This is a genomic window from Vibrio pomeroyi (assembly GCA_041879425.1).
GTDB lineage: Bacteria > Pseudomonadota > Gammaproteobacteria > Enterobacterales > Vibrionaceae > Vibrio > Vibrio pomeroyi_A.
In genome coordinates this window covers 450,269-466,739 of the sequence record CP090854.1, presented here as the reverse complement: position 1 = coordinate 466,739, position 16,471 = coordinate 450,269, and the positions used below count along the sequence as shown (strand labels likewise).

Below are 16,471 nucleotides of genomic sequence, written 5' to 3'. Positions count from 1 at the left end.
CAAAAATGCCGCTCATTGAGCGGCATTTTTATTATCTATTCAAAAGCTAACATAGAAGCTAAAAGAGCAAAGGTTAGCCTCGGCCGCCTTTGATCGCTTTAATGATTTCAGTAGTCGAGCAACCGTCTTCAAAGTTAAGCACTTTCACTTCACCGCCAGCAGCAATCACTTCTGCGCCACCAGCAATATCTTCAGGTTTGTAATCGCCACCTTTAACTAGGATGCTTGGCAACACTTCAGAGATCAAACGTTGAGGCGTATCTTCAGAAAACGGAACCACCCAATCAACCGCACCTAGACCAGCCAGAACCGCCATACGACGATCGGTAGGGTTCACAGGGCGACCAGGGCCTTTTAAGCGTTTTACAGAATCATCAGTATTCACTGCAACAATCAAACGATCGCCTAATTCAGCAGCGTGGTTCATGTAAGAAACATGGCCAGCATGCAAAATATCAAAACAGCCGTTAGTCATCACCACTTTCTCGCCTTTGGCACGAGCACGCTTCACCGCTTCAACCAGTGCTGCTTCAGAGATCACGCCATAGTCTGTGTCTTGGCTACCGTGAATCGCTTCCGCTAATTCAATCGTAGACAGTGTTGATGTACCTAGCTTACCAACGACCACACCAGCAGCCGCATTCGCTAATGCACACGCTTCATCCAGTGGCTTACCAGCAGCAACAGAAGCAGCAAGGACAGAGATAACCGTATCACCAGCACCCGTCACGTCATACACTTCTTTAGCTTGAGTCGGCAAATGGAATGGTGCCTGACCTTTACGCAGTAGCGTCATACCATGCTCACTACGAGTCACTAACAAAGCTTTGAAGTCATACTTCTCAATCAAAGCGATGCCTTTCTCGATAAGGTCTTCTTCTGATTTAACCTTACCAGCCACCAGCTCGAACTCTGCCATGTTTGGCGTAAGCAGAGTCGCACCACGATAACGTTCTAAATCAGCACCTTTCGGGTCAATAAATACAGGAACGTTAGCCGCACGCGCTTTTTGAATAAAGCTCTGCACATGCTCCAACGCACCTTTCGCGTAATCTGACAGAATTACAGAGCGAACATTAGGAAGCGCTTGTTCCATGCGAGATAAAACCAGTTCAGGATCCGTATTTTCAAATTTGTCTTCAAAATCAAGACGGATCAACTGTTGACCACGGCTCATCACTCGCAGCTTAGTGATCGTCGGGTAGTCTTCTAGCTCAACGAAATCACACTTAACCTTAAGTGCGCCCAAGGTATTTTTTAACACCTCGGCAGGTTCATCTTTACCAGTTAAACCAACAACATGAGCATGACCACCAAGAGAGGCAATGTTCATTGCAACGTTGGCAGCACCACCAGGGCGCTCTTCGTTATTTTCTACTTTTACAACGGGTACAGGTGCTTCTGGTGAAATACGGCCAGTTGGACCATACCAGTAGCGGTCAAGCATGACGTCACCGACAATAAGAACACCTGATTGGCTGTAGTCAGGTAGAATTGGTTTCATTGTTGAACTCCAAAAATCGAATCTGGCTAGAGTCTAGCACACTGATTACAGTGGCTAAACCATATAAAAATGAGTAAAACCTATCTCGATAGGCACTGTGACAGATAAGCAAAAGACAACTTATGCTTCCATCCACTGCTTCCAAGCTTGAACTACATGTTCTCTTTCCATTTCAAACTTATCAATCGCTACATCCGCATCTAGGTTGAGTAGATTACGATGATGGATTTCATCCCTTAGTGTTGTATAGGCGTTGGTCAATGCCATACCTTGTTGCTCGTCCATGATTCCTTGTGACAGTAGGCTTTCAAAGATTCGCACATTGTCACACCAGCGAGTCAGCTTAGGCTTTTCATTGCTGTATCGCAGTACTAAGTATTGAGCCAAGAACTCAACATCGGTAATACCACCCGCATCTTGTTTCAGCATGAATCTATCGACTTTTTTACCACCAAGATGGCCACGCATTTTTTCACGCATATCCACAACAGACTTTTTAAGCGTCGCTTCATCACGAGCCAAGCACAGCACTTCATGACGTGTTTTATTGAACGCAGACGCTAACAGGTCATCACCATAAATCATGCGAGCACGAGTCAGTGCTTGATGCTCCCACGTCCACGCGTCATTATGCTGATACTCATCAAAGGCATCAGTTGGGCTAACCAACAAACCTGAAGCACCAGAAGGACGCAGGCGAGTGTCGACTTCGTACAAAATCCCAGAAGCGGTTCTGGTCGAGAAAATATGAATAATGCGCTGAGCCAATCTTAGGTAAAATTGGCGTCCATCGATCTCTTTCTTACCATCAGTATAGATGTGTACCGGACAGTCGTGCATAAACACAATGTCTAGGTCTGAGTTGTAGCCAAGCTCCCAACCACCGACCTTGCCGTAACCAACAACCGCAAAACCGCGACCTTCGCGATCTTTCACATGAGTCGGTTCACCGAATTTAGCCGACACCTGCAGCCAAGCTTGGTTAACACCCGCCTCTACAATCGCTTCGGCCAAGTATGTCAGGTGATCGCTGACCTTCATCACAGGCAGTACGCCCGCAATATCAGCTGCGGCTATTCTCAAGATGCAGGTCTGTTTGAACTGACGCAGACCTTCCATCTGCTGCTCCATATCGTCTTCAGGAATACGTGCAAGATAATCACGCAACTCCGTCTTGTAAGACTCGAGCGGCACTGGATTATAGAGCTGTTGAGGGTCGATAAGTTCATCTAATAGAATTGGGTAACGACCAAGCTGCTCCGAGATCATAGGGCTAGCGGTACATAAACGCACAAGCTGAGTCAGCGCAGCAGGGTGTTCGTCCAATAGCTCTAGGTAAGTGGTACGTGTAACGATTTTATGCAGTAAATGAAGCACTCGAGACAAGCCAAATTCTGCATCCTTAGCGGTATACAAAGCCTGAAAGACTTTTGGCATAAGTCGATTAAGAACTTCGCGTCCTCGTGGACCCAGAGTCTTCTTCGCCAAGTCTGCTTTAAACTGGATGATGGTTTTCGCCGCCTCTGGTGGGTTGGCGATAGCAATATCATGCTCTAATACATGCTCAATAACATCCGGCTTATGTGCCATATCCCACAACTCACTAAAATGGCTCGCGATAGGGTTAGCGTCTTCTTCATCAACCCCAATCAAATCTTCAAACACGGTGTGTACATTAGCCATATGAGCGCGAGTTGCGGTAATCAAACTATCCCAATCAGCAAATTGCATAGCGACCGCGAGTTGCAGTTGTTCGAACTCCCCATCAGGCAGGGTTTGAGTTTGTTTATCAGCCATCGCTTGCAGTAGGTTTTCAAGACGACGTAAGAACAGGTAAGCATCACGCAGGTGACCCACCTCTTCTGTTTCTAGTAAATGCAGTGCCTCGATAGCTGTGAGGGTTTCTAACAGCCCTCGACCTCGTAGGCTAGGTTCACGCCCACCACGGATCAATTGGAAAACTTGCGCAATAAACTCAACCTCACGAATACCACCAGAACCCAGCTTGATGTTGTTTGATAAACCACGACGGCGCACTTCGCTACTGATCATTGACTTCATACGACGCAAAGATTGAATCGCACTGAAATCGATATAACGACGGAAGACAAACGGGCGCAGCATCTGGCGAAGCTCTTGATATTCAGGGTACATTTCGCTACCCATCACTCGCGCTTTGACCATCGCATAGCGCTCCCAATCACGCCCCTGCTCTTGGTAGTAATCTTCCAATGCTGCGTAGCTCATTACCAATGGACCACTCTCTCCGAATGGGCGCAGGCGCATGTCGACGCGATAACAGAATCCGTCAAAGGTTTGCTGGTCGAGCGCTTTGATAATGCGCTGCCCTAAACGCGTGAAGAATTGTGCATTGGCAATGCTGCGTCTTGCACCTTGGGTTTCACCGTTCTCAGGATAGGTAAAAATCAGGTCGATATCAGAAGAGAAGTTGAGCTCACCGCCACCTAGCTTACCCATACCAATGATCAGCATCGGCTGCGCTTCACCCTGCTCATTGCATGGTGTGCCCCACTCTTTACAACAAATATCGTACTGCCATTGATAGGTCTCGAAGATCATCGCCTCAGCCAACATCGATAGATGATTTAGGCTTTGTTCTAACTCCCAAGAACCAATGAAGTCACGCCACGCAATATAGGTCATTTCTCGGTTGCGGAATTGACGCAACACTCGTTGACCGCTCATCTCATCAGCACAACCAGAAAGTAATTCAGCCAATCGTCCACGATACCCTTCAGCGCGTTCTTCGCATGCCAACATATCCGGTAAGGTCGTGGATAAGATCGTGTCGCGTTGTAAACAATCACCCACAAAGCAACTCAAGCCCAATACACGTTTGAGATCTTCAATAAGTGGCTCAGACCAAGTACTAATGGCTTCACTTTGATGTTCTAGCAATTGCTCAAAAGCAGACTGTGAATGAGTGACGAGTTGAGAAGGCAATGGCATGTTTCTTCCTTGTATTAAGCTGCGCGACGAACGTTCGGGTTATCGGTTCTAGTCTTCAATAGCGAGTTTTAAAACTAAAGATAAGTTATACCAAAGTTACGCCAATAAAAAACGCCCACATTAGCAATGTGGGCGTTTTATCAGTGAACTTATCAAGTTAGGCCTTTCTCTTTAGAAAATAGGCTCTAGCAATAAGGATTTAGAACGCAAAGCTATACCTTAAATTGCTTAATCTTACCGTCGAGTTCTTGCGCGTTACTTTCCATAAGCTGAGAAGTCTCGAGAAGCTCACCAACCACGACGACAGAGGCTTCAACCAGTTCTCGAACATTGGTCAGGTTAACGCTCATCTCTTCAGCAACACTGCTTTGTTGGCCTGCGGCGGTTGCGATTTGGAAGTTCATGTCATTGATTTGGTTTACTTGGCTTACGATACCATCCAACTCAGACCCCGCATTGGTCACCAGATCCACACCTTCAGCCGCTTCGACAACACTCTTTTCCATCAACTCTACAGCTGAATTTGCACTGGTTTGTAGATGGCTGATCATATCTTGAATTTCTACCGTCGCTTGTTGCGTACGTTGTGCAAGGTTACGAACCTCATCGGCAACAACCGCAAAACCACGACCCGCTTCACCAGCACGCGCCGCTTCAATCGCTGCGTTTAGTGCCAGTAAGTTGGTTTGTTCTGAAATACCTTGGATAGTACCCACTACGCTGCCGATTGAATCAACGCGCTCTTCAACTTGGTTTACCGCTGCCGCTGATGCTGCGATATCTGAAGACAGTTCACTCATCTTAGACACAGAGCCCTGAACGAACTTCTGCCCCGTCAACGCTTGGCCTGATGCCTGCTCTGTTAGAGAAGAAGCACTTTGTGCGTGCTCAGCCACCGTTTGAACCGTAGAGGTCATCTCGCTCATTGCCGTTGCCAGCTGATCGATCTCGTTGAACTCTTCTTGAGCCGACTCTTTAGTTTCTGACATGCTGATGGTCATCACTTCTGTCAAAGCAAACAGTTCATCTGAGGATGCAACCTGAGCTTTAACCATGTCGTGCAGTTGAACTCGTGTTTTCTCAAGCTCGCGTGCTACGTCGCCGTATTCATCTTTACAATCCATGTGAATTGGCACTGACAGGTTCTTGTCTGCCATGGTTTTGATTGCATCGCTTAGGTATTGGGTTTGGCGCAGCATCACTCGCGCCGCTGCTAATAGAAGAACCACAAACACAATGATCATCAAGGCTGTTTGCCAAACCACTTGAACTAGGTAAGTCTCGTAATGCTGCTGTGCAACTTGCGCATTGTTCGTTACTGCAAGCAATGAATCGTAAAACGTGCTCGCGTCCCATAGCTGCTTCGAAATGATCAAGATAGTGCTGAATATCATCAGCATGACCATTTTTGGAACGAGACGAACGTCAGAGATTACCCTTTCCCACGGCTTGAATGACAGTTTAGTCATTGTCAGTTCTCCATTAACTCTTATATATTGATGGCTTCTATATCCGCGAGATGGCTATTGGAGTCACAGTTCGCGATTTATTTTGAGCCTCGTATGAATGTTAAATAGTATCAAAGACACAACCAAGCCGATGAGCTTATTATCACTGATTCTCTCTTTCTTAGCGTTATTTGTGATCTCTGGCTTGTTGTTTGCGCCGATTGATAAAGAATCGAAACAAGTCCTTATCGGCCTCGATTTTATAATCTGTAGTGTTTTTCTTTTTCAGCTCACGATTGATCTATTCAGATCACAAAACAAGAAAGAATACCTAAAAGTACACTGGATCGATTTCTTGGCAAGCATCCCTATGGTCGAACCGCTTCGTTTCGCTCGCATTTTTCAGATCCTGCGTGTCATCCTCGTTCTGCGTTCAAGTAAACGAGTATTCAGAGAGCTATTTCGCAATCGTAAAGAGACCACCTTCGCCTCGATCATTCTGCTATTGGTGATCTTGCTGACTATCGGCGCTGGCACGATCTTACTGTTGGAGCACAAAGATCCCAATGCCAACATCACTACGGGTCATGATGCTTTATGGTGGGCGTTTGTGACCATCAGTACTGTAGGCTATGGCGACCATTACCCAGTGACGACTTCGGGTCAATTAGTGGCTTCGATGGTGATCATCTGTGGAGTAGGTGTATTCGGTATGATTTCAGGCTTGATTACCTCTCTGATTACCTCTCCGACTGATCTTCAAAATCAACAACGAGAAAACAAAGAGCGCAAGTTAGATAAGATTTTAGAACAGCAACAACTGATACTTGACCGGCTAGATGCTCTGGAAAAACAAACAAAAAAATAGGGCCGAAGCCCTATTTTCAAATTCATAGTTATATTGATACTGGTGTTGAGGTTAGTCTTGCCAGTATGGCTCAACCTCTACACTGATTTGACGTGTCTGTTCCATCGCATGCAGGATAGAGACCTCTTGACGAGCCAACCAGCGCTCTAGCTGAACCTTCTCATCACCTTCTAACTTCTCAGTTAACGGCTCTAATGTTTTAAGTGCCAGCAAGTCATCAATACCTTGCACCATATCAGCCCATGGCAGACGGAAGCTATTACGCTCATCGTCATCGTATAAACTTGCGAAACCCACACCCGAGTATAGATTACGCATTAAACGGTATTGCTGATCAATATACGCTTGGCTGGTCATCACACGTTCAGGTGGGAAAGCTTCCATCAAGTCCGCCCATGTGCGATCAAGCTGCTTCACCGAAAACCATTCGATACCACGAGCCATTTGCTCACGCGCTTTTTCATCTAGGAAAGGCTGCCAACCACGAGATAGGATCCAGCGGCTCAGGTCTAGCAATAAACCGGTGTAACGAGCCGAACTCAACAAGGTAAGCAGGTCTTCACGATCTGGAAGTTGCTCTTGCATCTCTTTCAGCTCAGCCACCAAAAACTTACGCGCATCGAGTTTACGCAGCACATGGCCTTTATCTTCCAGTAAATCTTCGAAGTGGTCATAGCTTTTTAGCCACTCAAGCTCTTGCTCAAGCCACTTTAACTCTTGGCGTAAAATCGCACTTGCTCGTCTTGGAACAATGCCACCATAGATAGTGAAGGTTTGGCGAATAAAACTCAGCGAGTGACTGATCTCATGCAACGCTTCAATCGACTGACGCTCAGTAAAAATCTGCTCGTGATAATGCCAATGAGCGAGAGCATGCTCTAAAGATTGAATGAAACACGATTCAACGGTGTCACTTTTGTCAGTATCAACTAAGGTCAAAGGAGTAACTTCATCTCCTTGATAACCTTGAGCAAGACGGTAACCCTTAGCAGCTTTGCTGAGATTACCTAGGCGCATACCACCTTGCTCGCAGAATTGACGAGACAGTGTAAATAGAGCATCGGTTTGACCGGATTTAAGCTCCAGTTCGACTTCGCAAATTGGCTCTTGCTGGTCGCCGGATTCAACAAAGCCTTGGTCAAAAGCCACTTCAACTTGGCTACCATCTGGCATACCAATCAACCACTGCTCACGAGTGAAGTTAGTAGAGAATAGAGGTGTAAGCTCAGCTTGCAGCGTTTCGATGTCTTTACCTGCTGGCCAGATATCTTCTGGGTGCAGGGCGAGCTTAGGCTCATTGCTGTCATGTTCAGCGTTGTATTCCGGCCTTTGATGCAAGCCAGCAACGACGCGTCCTGCGGTCTTTACGGTTTGTACAAATACGTCATCAAAGCGTCGAATGCGCAAGCCTGTATCGTGCTTACGTAGCCAGTTGTCAGGGGTGTCAAAGTAGATGTTACCTAGCTCGCGACAACTGTGCTGAAGTACTTTAGTTTCAGCAATTTTATTGCGTAAAGTCTCTGAAAAATCAGGAGAAACAAAAAACTTCAGTTCTATCTCGGTTTCCATAGTTATACCTTTCTGTGAAGATAGGGACAGGATATTGCCAATTTAAAAACTCGGCAAGTCAGAAATATCGCCCTTATGATGATCTAAAACAGTTTTAATGAGAGATTGATTAGGTTAACATGCGCGACTTTGTAGCCATCGCTTAACATTTCACCATGAATATGGTGTATGTTGTTTTAAGGTTATTATTTATTAGGTTGGATGACCATGCCAGTAAATACAATTATGGGGTTATTTGCAAAGTCCCCAATTAAACCTTTGCAGCGTCACGTAGTATGCGTGAACGAATGTTGTTCTCACCTAGTTAATTTCTTTGAAGTTTCTTCAAAGGGTGACTGGGAAAAAGCAGCTGAAATTCGAGCTCAAATTTCTCACCTTGAGAAAGAAGCTGACGTACTAAAACGTGAAATTCGCCTTAAACTTCCTCGTGGTTTGTTTATGCCTGTTGATCGCACCGATATGTTGGAGCTATTAACGCAGCAAGACAAACTAGCAAACCTAGCGAAAGACATTGCTGGCCGTGTATATGGTCGTCAACTTGTCATTCCTGCTCCTCTACAAGAAAATTTCATCGCTTACGTTAAACGTTGTCTAGATGCAGCGAACCAAGCACAAAACGTAATCAATGAACTAGACGAATTACTTGAAACTGGCTTTAAAGGCCGCGAAGTAACACTCGTTGCTGAAATGATTCATCAATTAGATGTAATTGAAGATGACACGGATGCGATGCAGATCGAATTACGCCAACAATTGATGGCGATCGAAGACGGTCTGAATCCAGTTGATATCATGTTCTTATACAAAATTCTTGAATGGGTTGGTGGTATTGCAGATCAAGCACAGCGTGTAGGCGCTCGTCTTGAAGTAATGCTTTCTCGATCTTAAATCATACGTTAACCATATAACGAAGAGCACTTTTTGAACAAACCACTTATGCGCTGAGTATTTCTCTCGCTGAGCGGTTTTTTGCGTCTAAATTTGCTCCGCTTGTTATCAAACAACTAGGTATTACGATGGATATCCTTGCTAACTACGGCACTGTCCTGATTATTGTTGCAGCAGCTTTCGGTTTCTTGATGGCTATTGGTATTGGTGCAAATGACGTTGCGAACGCAATGGGCACCTCAGTAGGCTCTAAAGCTCTAACCGTTAAACAAGCGATCATTATCGCAATGATCTTTGAATTCGCTGGCGCATATCTTGCCGGTGGCGAAGTTACCGATACGATCCGTAAAGGTGTTATCGAAACATCTCTATTCGCTCATCAACCAGATGTACTTGTGTTCGGTATGATGTCTGCACTTCTTGCTGCAGGTACATGGCTACTTCTAGCTTCATACATGGGCTGGCCTGTTTCTACTACTCACTCAATCATCGGTGCAATCATCGGTTTTGCTTGTATCTCTGTAGGTACAGAAGCGGTTGACTGGAACAGTGTTCAAGGCATTGTGGGCAGTTGGATTATCACACCTGTTATTTCCGGCTTCTTTGCTTACGTGATATTTGTAAGTGCGCAGCGACTGATCTTTGATACGGAAAACCCGCTATTCAATGCGAAGCGCTTTGTTCCGGTATACATGTTCATTACTACAATGGTCATTGCACTTGTAACTATCAAGAAAGGTCTTAAGCACGTTGGTCTTCACCTAAGCAACACTGAAGCATGGGTTTGGGCTGCTGGAGTTTCTGCACTTGTTATGATCGGCGGTTACCTATACATCCAGAAGAAATTCGCTAACCGCGAAGAAGACCACGGCTTTGCTGGCGTTGAAGGTATCTTCTCTGTACTAATGGTTATCACAGCTTGTGCGATGGCTTTCGCACACGGTTCAAACGACGTTGCAAACGCGATTGGTCCACTATCAGCTGTTGTATCAACTGTTGAGCACATGGGTGAAATCACAGGTAAGAGTACTATCGCATGGTGGATTCTTCCTCTAGGTGGCTTCGGTATCGTTGTTGGTCTTGCAACAATGGGTCATAAAGTAATGGCAACCGTTGGTACTGGTATTACAGAATTAACACCAAGCCGTGGCTTTGCTGCACAACTTGCAACTGCATGTACGGTTGTACTTGCTTCAGGTACTGGCCTTCCAATCTCTACTACACAAACACTTGTTGGTGCTGTATTGGGTGTTGGTTTTGCTCGTGGTATCGCAGCACTGAACTTAGGCGTTGTACGTAATATCGTAGCTTCTTGGATTGTGACACTACCTGCAGGTGCTCTACTTGCTGTTGTGTTCTTCTACGGAATTCAAGCTGCGTTTACTATGTAATCGCGACTGCGTTAGTGATGACTAGCGTCAGAATAGTGTGAGCTTCGGTAACGATATGTAAATGCCATGTCATTATTGACTCAAACGCACAGAAAGGGAGGCTTTGCCTCCCTTCTTTGTTGCACCGCATAAAGAAACTAAATATTATTTGCTAATTGAGGCTGACTCATCCGCCTACCCAATTTGAATCGTTAAGGGATTTACTGTGAAAAAACTGATTAGCTTAGTTTTGTTCGCAATGCTTGCGGCTCCAGCTGCCTTTGCACAAGACCGTTATATTGCTGACAAACTATTTACTTATATGCATTCTGGCCCAAACAATACGTTCCGTATCATCGGTAGTGTTGACGCTGGTGAGAAGATTACATACCTACAAACTAACAAGAGTACGGGTTACACCCAGATTCAAGACAACCGCGGCCGTAAAGGTTGGGTTGAAAGTAAGTTTGTAAGCACTCAAGAAAGCATGGCACTGCGTATGCCTAAACTAGAGAAAGAACTGACTGAAGTAAAAGGCAAGCTAGCAAACGCTCGTCAAAGTGCTGACAGTGAAAAAGCTGGCCTAGCGAGCTCTCTAGATTCTCGTAACAAGCAAATTGCTGAACTTGAGCAAAACTACAGCGAAATTAGCCAACAGCTAACAAGCTCTCAAACAGAAAACCGTGAACTACGCGCTAAGCTAGACACGCAGAAAGATGACCTGCTACTGAAGTACTTCATGTACGGTGGTGGTGTTGCGGGTATCGGTCTACTTCTAGGCCTTGTTCTACCACACATCATGCCTCGTCGCAGAAAGTCACCAAACGGCTGGGCGTAAGCTAACCGCTTTACTTGCCTTTCACTAAGGTAAATCCAGTAGCGAATATCAAAAAGGAGCACCGAGGTGCTCCTTTTTATTTGTCTTGAATTTCACTCAGCTAGTGTGCCAACAGCAACGCACTAACCCTTCCATTCATACAGCGCAGGGATTTCTATCTTCTGCTGATTGAACTCAATAACCACTGATTGCGGTTTAATCTCGAGTAACTGAATGTCTTGATCGATCCAGTCCCCTTGCGCCACTTCGTGACCATTCACTTTTACCCAACGCTTGGTTTCACTGCTTGAATACATGTGAGTCTGTAGATCTAACTTAGGTAGCACTCCAGACAAGCTATTGGTATGCGTTTCTAACTCGATGACCTGCGACCCCATTTCTCCAGCGGGTCTAGAATCCATCGGTTCAGGTGCATCATTTTGTTGTGTACCCATGATAGATTCGAGCTTTAATGCCAAATCGGGCGGTAGCTCAGTAAGATCCAACCCTTGCAGCAAATCACTATCGGCTTGTAGGTCAGCACTCTCATCATTCGCACTTGATTGAACCGTTGGTTGGGTTGGTACCGGTTCTGCACTCGTTGTTGTTTGCAGTGTGTTATCGGTGTTGGCGATCGCTACTTTTGTTCCACCCGCAACATTGTTACTTTCTAGCTCAACCTGCGCATACACCTCTTGGCGCGGTAATGCTTTTAACGCCTTACTTGTCGGAGCAACACTAACAGCAAACAAGGCATTACCTTCTGTAGCTTTCACTGAAGTTTCAGCCTGTGTTCCAGCTTCAACGGTTTGTGGTTCAAGCCCTGGCTTAGGCTTTGACTCTGCCATCACGGCATTAACCGGTTGGTTTGCTAAGTGTGCCTGTTGCTGACTATAAGATTGATAAACTAGCACCCCACCCACCAGCAAGGAAGGAACCAAAATTAGGAGCAGGCCCATCGCTAACGATGAACCACGTTTGTTGCTCATCCCTTTAACAGAGCTAGGCACATGATGATTCTGGTAGCCTTTGAAGCTTGGTTTGCCAAGAGAATGCTGATTCAGAGACGACTGTTTTCCAGAAGAGTGTTTAAGCTCATGCATAATACGTGACATTAGCTTGCCCCTCCTTCCAGTGACATCAATTTAGGGGAATCAAGCTGAGCCAATCTTTGCAGTCTTGCTAGCGTGCGCTTACCAGCGATGCCATCGACAGACATCCCTTGCCAAATCTGAAAGGCTTCAACTTTCATTTTCAATTCGTTATCAAACACATCACTGCCAGACACCACTTCACCCAAGACTTCAGAAAGCAGCAAATCAAGCATAGCAATCGCCTCACCTTGATAGCCCTCTTTGAGTGTCTCTCTAAGCGGCTGTTTCCAAATCGCGACATAGTCGCCTTGCCATACTTGTTCTAAGGATTGCTTTGGCATCGCCAATAGTTTTTCGTTAACGAGCAATTCGACTGAATCCTCAGACACACCATAGAGCACAGCAAATACAGGTTCTTGGTCTATTTCGAGATTGAGTACCACAGGCACGCCGAGTTCTAACAGAGACGCTAAATCCGAATTATGCTGCTCACACACAAAAACACTCTGTGGCTCACTTAAGCACAAGCCATCACGCAAAGAAGATTGATATCCCCATAGTGTGTAGAGATCTTTAATCGCAAGAGAACGGTTAGTTCCCTGCATCAAGTGCTGTTGGATATGTTGTGGCAGCGCAAACTTATCTGGCTTAGGTTCAGCAACCAACTTAGGAGTATCGGCTACTAGTGCGCGCTGAGCGTGTGCCAGTACCTCAGTTTTAGCTTCACTTTCTGTCTCTGCAGGTAACCATGAATCGATATAGGATGGTGCGAAATTAAAGGTCGCAATGGCAAGACCGACACTTAATGTAGCAATACCTGCATACTGAAACAGTTTTGGCGCGACACCGGCGCCACGAGGCTTCTCAACATGATAGACATCCGCCTGAAAAGCCATAACCTGTTGGCAGGCTCTGCTGACGGTTTCATTGCTTGGTAACTGCTCTCCGTCATGAAAAGCCAATTGCAGCGCTTTATCACACACCAAGTTAATCAACCTTGGAATACCATGAGTGTATTGGGCGATCAGCTTGATGGAGCGATTCGAAAACAGCATCTGTTCGCCACCCGCCGTTTCCAAACGAAACGCGATGTACTTGCCGGTTTCTTCCGTATTTAGAGGCAATAGGTGATAGCGACCAGTAATGCGCTGTGCTAGCTGACGTAATTGTGTGGTTTGTAGGTGTTGTTGCAATTCCGGTTGACCAACCAGCAGCACTTTTAACAGCTTACGGCTGTCGGTTTCCAAATTAGTTAGAAGGCGTAACTGCTCCAAGACATCGGCAGCGAGGTGTTGCGCTTCATCAATCACCAATAAGGTTTGAATACCGTCTGCATGGCTATCAAGCAAGAAATGATGAATAGCCTGACTCAGCTGCTTGAGCGATGCTTGTTCAGGGTAATCGACCTCAAACTCATCACAGATAGCTTCAAGCAAATCGGTGTTGGAAAATGTAGGGTTGAGTATAAGGCCAGCTTGAGTCTGATTATCGAGTGAAGACAACATCGCTTTGGCGACGGTTGTTTTACCTGTGCCTACCTCACCAGTAAGCATCGCAAAGCCCCCACCCTCGCCTAAACCGGCTTGTAGATTCTGCATCGCTTCTTGATGACGCTGACTCAAAAACAAATAACGAGAATTTGGTACAATCGAAAATGGCATCTCAACGAAGCCAAAATATTCCTTATACATGTGCTGCCCTATAATTACGATTAATGGAAAGTACCATTGCTTGCCGTAAAGTCCAGCAGTGATAAAACATTTCGAGGTGATAAGTTGCAAATATACGATAGCCTACCAAAAGAGAATGGGCTACGGCGCTATCTAGTCGGTGGGGCGGTGCGCGATAAGCTACTCAATATTAACAGCTATGATAAAGATTGGGTCGTGGTCGGCAGTACCCCTCAAGAGATGGAAAGCCTTGGCTTCACTGCGGTGGGTAAAGACTTCCCGGTATTCCTGCACCCCAAAACCAAGGAAGAGCACGCACTGGCTCGCACTGAGAGAAAATCAGGTTCTGGTTACACAGGCTTCGAATGTTACTTCGCGCCAGATGTTAGCTTGAAAGAAGATCTGATGCGCCGCGATCTAACGATCAACGCCATCGCTCAAGATGACGAAGGCAACCTGCACGATCCTTACCACGGCCAACAAGATCTCTCAGATCGTATTCTTCGACACGTATCCGATGCCTTTGTTGAAGATCCGCTTCGTGTGCTGCGTGTTGCCCGTTTTGCTGCCAAGCTTCACCACCTAAACTTTACGATTGCACCTGAAACCATGTTGATGATGAATGAAATCGTTCAATCAGGTGAACTCGCACACCTTACGGCAGAACGTGTTTGGCAAGAGTGGCATAAGTCTCTCAGCACACCACACCCAGAAGTATTCCTTTCAGTGCTGAGAGAATGCGGAGCACTCGCGGTTGTTTTGCCTGAGATTGATGCTCTATTTGGTGTCCCTCAACCTGAGAAATGGCACCCTGAAATCGACACAGGTATTCACACGTTGATGGTGGCTCAACAAGCAGCCCTATTAAGCCCATCGTTACCAGTACGCTTTGCGGCTCAAGTACATGACTTAGGTAAAGGCGTGACACCACAAGCTGAATGGCCAAGCCACAAAATGCACTGTCATACTGGCGTGAAGATCATTAAGAAGCTTTGTGAACGAGTAAGAGTACCCAATGAATTCAGAGATCTCGCACTATTAGTGTGTGAGCAGCACTCTAATATTCATCGCGCGGGTGAACTTAAGCCCACGACTTTCCTTAAGGTTCTGAACAAGTTCGATGTGTGGCGCAAGCCAGACAGGCTCAACGACATTCTGCTTTGCTGCCAAGCCGACCACGCTGGCCGTAAAGGTTTAGAAGATCAGCCTTACCCTCAAAAAGCTCGTTTTGAAGCGGCCTATCAAGCAGCGCTGCAAGTCGAAGTTAAGGCTATTATTGTCGATGGTTTTAAAGGCAAAGATATTCGAGAAGAGCAAGAGAAGCGCAGAGCAGCGGCAATTGAAAGCGCCCTCGCAGAACTCGCTAATCACTAATCTTCAGTGCGCTGATAAACACGCATGAAAAAGCCCGCGATTAAGCGGGCTTTTTGTTTCAATCTTTACGACGAGACTGTTATCAGCGCCTGTTACTGCATCATCAAGAAAGCAAACAGACCACAACCTAGAATGAGGCGGTAGATAACAAATGGTGTCATGCCCATACGAGAGATAAGCTTCAAGAAGAAGTGAATACAGATATAAGCACTGATGAAAGACACCGCAACGCCCGTTAGCAGAGTGCCAACATGGATTGGGTCACCGCTTGTCACCAACTTAAGACCTAAATAGCCACCAGCCAAAGTGATGATTGGGATAGACATTAAGAAAGAGAATCGAGCTGCCGCTTCACGAGTAAAGCCAAGGTAAAGCGCTGCAGTAATGGTTGCGCCAGAACGAGATGTACCCGGAATGATCGCCATTGCTTGAGCAAGACCAATGAACAAGGCTTTTTTCCAACCCGCTTGGTATTCGTCATCACGTAGGCTTGAATTCTTGTCCACCCACCATAAAAGCAAACCAAAGACGATAGTGGTTGTCGCAATCACCCACGCACTGCGCAGGTAAAGCTCAACAATGTCTTTCATTAGCAGACCAAAGATACATGCAGGAATCGTCGCGAGAATGATCATCCACGCCAGCTTCGCTTCTTTGCTGCGATCGCCCTTAAATACCGAACCAAAGAAAGCACTCAAAAGAGACACCACTTCTTTACGGAAATAGATAACCACAGCAGCCAAAGTACCAACATGGACCGCGACATCAAAAGCCAAACCTTGATCTTCCCAGCCTAAAACAGCAGAAGGGAGGATTAAGTGTGCAGAACTGGAAATAGGTAAAAACTCAGTAAAGCCTTGCACCAACGCCAATATAAACGCTTCAAAATAACTCATTAC

General features: G+C 46.0%; 12 protein-coding genes. 5 read left to right on the top strand and 7 right to left on the bottom strand.

Going from position 1 to position 16,471, the window contains the following annotated elements:
- Positions 1-73: 73 nt before the first annotated feature.
- The 3 genes from hldE to L0992_02150 all read right to left on the bottom strand — a co-directional run bounded on the left by hldE (position 74) and on the right by L0992_02150 (position 5,943).
- Positions 74-1,504 carry a bifunctional D-glycero-beta-D-manno-heptose-7-phosphate kinase/D-glycero-beta-D-manno-heptose 1-phosphate adenylyltransferase HldE gene (gene hldE, locus L0992_02160; GenBank protein ID XGB67537.1) on the bottom strand — a complete coding sequence of 477 codons (1,431 nt, stop codon included), beginning with the start codon at positions 1,502-1,504 and terminating at the stop codon, positions 74-76.
- 120 nt (positions 1,505-1,624) lie between these two features.
- Positions 1,625-4,474 carry a bifunctional [glutamate--ammonia ligase]-adenylyl-L-tyrosine phosphorylase/[glutamate--ammonia-ligase] adenylyltransferase gene (gene glnE / locus L0992_02155; GenBank protein ID XGB67536.1) on the bottom strand — a complete coding sequence of 950 codons (2,850 nt, stop codon included), beginning with the start codon at positions 4,472-4,474 and terminating at the stop codon, positions 1,625-1,627.
- Between the two features lie 212 nt (positions 4,475-4,686).
- On the bottom strand, positions 4,687-5,943 hold the full coding sequence (locus L0992_02150) for a methyl-accepting chemotaxis protein (protein XGB67535.1): 1,257 nt from the start codon (positions 5,941-5,943) through the stop codon (positions 4,687-4,689).
- A 97-nt stretch (positions 5,944-6,040) separates the two neighbouring features.
- On the opposite strand from L0992_02150, the gene L0992_02145 reads away from it, so the two are divergent.
- Positions 6,041-6,790 (top strand): potassium channel family protein, encoded by a 750-nt coding sequence (locus L0992_02145; protein ID XGB67534.1) that lies wholly within the window; start codon positions 6,041-6,043, stop codon positions 6,788-6,790.
- Between the two features lie 51 nt (positions 6,791-6,841).
- Here L0992_02145 and L0992_02140 read toward each other — a convergent pair whose 3' ends face one another.
- The gene (locus L0992_02140; protein XGB67533.1) at positions 6,842-8,359 is read right to left on the bottom strand and encodes an inorganic triphosphatase; all 1,518 of its coding nucleotides are present in this window, start codon (positions 8,357-8,359) and stop codon (positions 6,842-6,844) included.
- 207 nt (positions 8,360-8,566) lie between these two features.
- On the opposite strand from L0992_02140, the gene L0992_02135 reads away from it, so the two are divergent.
- The 3 genes from L0992_02135 (at position 8,567) to L0992_02125 (ending at position 11,455) form a co-directional block, all read left to right on the top strand.
- Positions 8,567-9,247, top strand: a complete 681-nt coding sequence (locus L0992_02135; protein XGB67532.1) for a TIGR00153 family protein — start codon at positions 8,567-8,569, stop codon at positions 9,245-9,247.
- Positions 9,248-9,375: 128 nt separating this feature from the next.
- On the top strand, positions 9,376-10,638 hold the full coding sequence (locus L0992_02130) for an inorganic phosphate transporter (GenBank protein XGB67531.1): 1,263 nt from the start codon (positions 9,376-9,378) through the stop codon (positions 10,636-10,638).
- Positions 10,639-10,843: 205 nt separating this feature from the next.
- The gene (locus L0992_02125) at positions 10,844-11,455 is read left to right on the top strand and encodes an SH3 domain-containing protein (GenBank protein ID XGB67530.1); all 612 of its coding nucleotides are present in this window, start codon (positions 10,844-10,846) and stop codon (positions 11,453-11,455) included.
- A 122-nt stretch (positions 11,456-11,577) separates the two neighbouring features.
- Here L0992_02125 and L0992_02120 read toward each other — a convergent pair whose 3' ends face one another.
- The gene (locus L0992_02120; protein ID XGB67529.1) at positions 11,578-12,549 is read right to left on the bottom strand and encodes a general secretion pathway protein GspB; all 972 of its coding nucleotides are present in this window, start codon (positions 12,547-12,549) and stop codon (positions 11,578-11,580) included.
- Positions 12,549-14,219, bottom strand: a complete 1,671-nt coding sequence (locus tag L0992_02115) for an AAA family ATPase (protein XGB67528.1) — start codon at positions 14,217-14,219, stop codon at positions 12,549-12,551. Before L0992_02115 ends, L0992_02120 begins: the two co-directional genes overlap by 1 nt.
- A 36-nt stretch (positions 14,220-14,255) precedes the next feature.
- Here L0992_02115 and L0992_02110 point away from each other — a divergent pair, with 36 nt between their 5' ends.
- Positions 14,256-15,572 carry a multifunctional CCA addition/repair protein gene (locus tag L0992_02110; GenBank protein XGB67527.1) on the top strand — a complete coding sequence of 439 codons (1,317 nt, stop codon included), beginning with the start codon at positions 14,256-14,258 and terminating at the stop codon, positions 15,570-15,572.
- Between the two features lie 92 nt (positions 15,573-15,664).
- On the opposite strand, the gene L0992_02105 is transcribed toward L0992_02110, so the two are convergent.
- Complete coding sequence (locus tag L0992_02105) at positions 15,665-16,468, bottom strand: undecaprenyl-diphosphate phosphatase (GenBank protein ID XGB67526.1); 804 nt, start codon at positions 16,466-16,468, stop codon at positions 15,665-15,667.
- Positions 16,469-16,471: the final 3 nt, after the last annotated feature.

What these genes read in the sequence shown, in the direction of transcription:
- hldE (XGB67537.1), bottom strand. Translation starts at nt 1,504, where the DNA reads ATGAAACCAATTCTACCTGACTACAGCCAATCAGGTGTTCTTATTGTC.
- L0992_02105 (XGB67526.1), bottom strand. Translation starts at nt 16,468, where the DNA reads ATGAGTTATTTTGAAGCGTTTATATTGGCGTTGGTGCAAGGCTTTACT.
- L0992_02145 (XGB67534.1), top strand. Translation starts at nt 6,041, where the DNA reads ATGTTAAATAGTATCAAAGACACAACCAAGCCGATGAGCTTATTATCA.
- L0992_02150 (XGB67535.1), bottom strand. Translation starts at nt 5,943, where the DNA reads ATGACTAAACTGTCATTCAAGCCGTGGGAAAGGGTAATCTCTGACGTT.
- L0992_02115 (XGB67528.1), bottom strand. Translation starts at nt 14,219, where the DNA reads ATGTATAAGGAATATTTTGGCTTCGTTGAGATGCCATTTTCGATTGTA.
- L0992_02120 (XGB67529.1), bottom strand. Translation starts at nt 12,549, where the DNA reads ATGTCACGTATTATGCATGAGCTTAAACACTCTTCTGGAAAACAGTCG.
- glnE (XGB67536.1), bottom strand. Translation starts at nt 4,474, where the DNA reads ATGCCATTGCCTTCTCAACTCGTCACTCATTCACAGTCTGCTTTTGAG.
- L0992_02130 (XGB67531.1), top strand. Translation starts at nt 9,376, where the DNA reads ATGGATATCCTTGCTAACTACGGCACTGTCCTGATTATTGTTGCAGCA.
- L0992_02140 (XGB67533.1), bottom strand. Translation starts at nt 8,359, where the DNA reads ATGGAAACCGAGATAGAACTGAAGTTTTTTGTTTCTCCTGATTTTTCA.
- L0992_02135 (XGB67532.1), top strand. Translation starts at nt 8,567, where the DNA reads ATGCCAGTAAATACAATTATGGGGTTATTTGCAAAGTCCCCAATTAAA.